The sequence below is a fragment of the Nonomuraea deserti genome (assembly GCF_004348685.1).
In the GTDB taxonomy this organism is placed as follows: domain Bacteria; phylum Actinomycetota; class Actinomycetes; order Streptosporangiales; family Streptosporangiaceae; genus Nonomuraea; species Nonomuraea deserti.
On record NZ_SMKO01000334.1, the window covers coordinates 1 to 2,500 of the forward strand.

Here is a 2,500-nt window from a genome sequence, read left to right on the forward strand (position 1 = left end):
GAAAGTATGCTTTGTGGTCAAGTCCTCGGCCTATTAGTACCGGTCAGCTCCACACGTTACCGTGCTTCCACACCCGGCCTATCAACCCGGTCGTCTACCGGGAGCCTTACCCCCTCACAGGGTGGGAGACCTCATCTCAAGGCGAGCTTCCCGCTTAGATGCTTTCAGCGGTTATCCCTTCCGAACGTAGCCAACCAGCCGTGCACCTGGCGGTACAACTGGCACACCAGAGGTTCGTCCGTCCCGGTCCTCTCGTACTAGGGACAGCTCCTTTCAAGTCTCCTGCGCGCGCAGCGGATAGGGACCGAACTGTCTCGCGACGTTCTAAACCCAGCTCGCGTACCGCTTTAATGGGCGAACAGCCCAACCCTTGGGACCTACTCCAGCCCCAGGATGCGACGAGCCGACATCGAGGTGCCAAACCATCCCGTCGATATGGACTCTTGGGGAAGATCAGCCTGTTATCCCCGGGGTACCTTTTAGCCGTTGAGCGACACCGCTTCCACACGCCGATGCCGGATCACTAGTCCCAGCTTTCGCTCCTGCTCGACCCGTCAGTCTCACAGTCAAGCTCCCTTGTGCACTTACACTCAACACCTGATTGCCAACCAGGCTGAGGGAACCTTTGGGCGCCTCCGTTACCCTTTAGGAGGCAACCGCCCCAGTTAAACTACCCACCAGACACTGTCCCCGATCCGGATCACGGACCAGAGTTAGACGTTCAAAACGACCAGAGTGGTATTTCACCAATGACTCCACCCGAACTAGCGTCCGAGCTTCCCAGTCTCCCACCTATCCTACACAAGACGCTCCAAACGCCAATGTCAAGCTGTAGTGAAGGTCCCGGGGTCTTTCCGTCCTGCTGCGCGTAACGAGCATCTTTACTCGTAGTGCAATTTCGCCGGGTCTGCGGTTGAGACAGCGGGGAAGTCGTTACGCCATTCGTGCAGGTCGGAACTTACCCGACAAGGAATTTCGCTACCTTAGGATGGTTATAGTTACCACCGCCGTTTACCGGCGCTTAAGTTCTCACCTTCGCCACACAAGTGCGGCTAAGCGGTCCCCTTAACGTTCCGGCACCGGGCAGGCGTCAGTCCGTATACATCGTCTTACGACTTCGCACGGACCTGTGTTTTTAGTAAACAGTCGCTTCCCCCTGGCCACTGCGACCCCCACCAGCTCCAAACGCAAGGTTTTTCACCAGCAGAGGTCCCCCTTCTCCCGAAGTTACGGGGGCAATTTGCCGAGTTCCTTAACCACAGTTCACCCGATCGCCTTAGTATTCTCTACCTGACCACCTGAGTCGGTTTAGGGTACGGGCCGCCACAACACTCACTAGAGGCTTTTCTCGGCAGCATAGGATCATCCACTTCACCACAATCGGCTCGGCATCACATCTCAGGATCAACGCACGGCGGATTTACCTACCGCACTCCCTACATGCTTACCCCAGGACAACCATCGCCTGGGCTGGACTACCTTCCTGCGTCACCCCATCGCTTACCTACTACTCGATCGGTCCGAGCGTTCAGCCTCACCCACACTCCGAAGAGCACAGGGACTTAAGGACTCTTAGCATCACAAGGTTCAGTATGGGCGCATTGAAGCGGGTACGGGAATATCAACCCGTTATCCATCGACTACGCCTGTCGGCCTCGCCTTAGGCCCCGACTTACCCTGGGCGGATTAACCTGGCCCAGGAACCCTTGGTCATCCGGCGCGAGGGTTTCTCACCCTCGATTCGCTACTCATGCCTGCATTCTCACTCGCACAGCCTCCACAACTAGATCACTCTGCTGCTTCGCCGGCTGCACGACGCTCCCCTACCCACCAACAAGCCCAAAGACTCATCAGTGCCACGACTTCGGCGATGTGCTTGAGCCCCGCTACATTGTCGGCGCGGAATCACTTGACCAGTGAGCTATTACGCACTCTTTCAAGGATGGCTGCTTCTAAGCCAACCTCCTGGTTGTCTCTGCGACTCCACATCCTTTCCCACTTAGCACACGCTTAGGGGCCTTAGTCGGTGATCTGGGCTGTTTCCCTCTCGACTACGAACCTTATCGCCCGCAGTCTCACTGCCACGCTCTCACTTACCGGCATTCGGAGTTTGGCTGACGTCAGTAACCTTGTCGGGCCCATCAGCCATCCAGTGCTCTACCTCCGGCAAGAAACACGCAACGCTGCACCTAAATGCATTTCGGGGAGAACCAGCTATCACGGAGTTTGATTGGCCTTTCACCCCTACACACAGATCATCCCCCAGGTTTTCAACCCTGGTGGGTTCGGTCCTCCACCCAGTCTTACCTGAGCTTCAACCTGCCCATGCGTAGATCACTCCGCTTCGGGTCTACAGCATGCGACTCAAACGCCCTCTTCAGACTCGCTTTCGCTACGGCTCCCCCACACGGGTTAACCTCGCCACACACCATAACTCGCAGGCTCATTCTTCAAAAGGCACGCAGTCACATCACACACAAGACAAAAGCCTCATGTAAGC

At 56.6% G+C, this 2,500-nt stretch carries 1 rRNA gene (cut by a window edge); it reads right to left on the reverse strand.

The annotated features are described in order from the left end of the window. Positions 1 to 13: 13 nt before the first annotated feature. A 23S ribosomal RNA gene (locus E1292_RS49340) occupies positions 14 to 2,500 on the reverse strand; it runs 624 nt beyond the window's last position.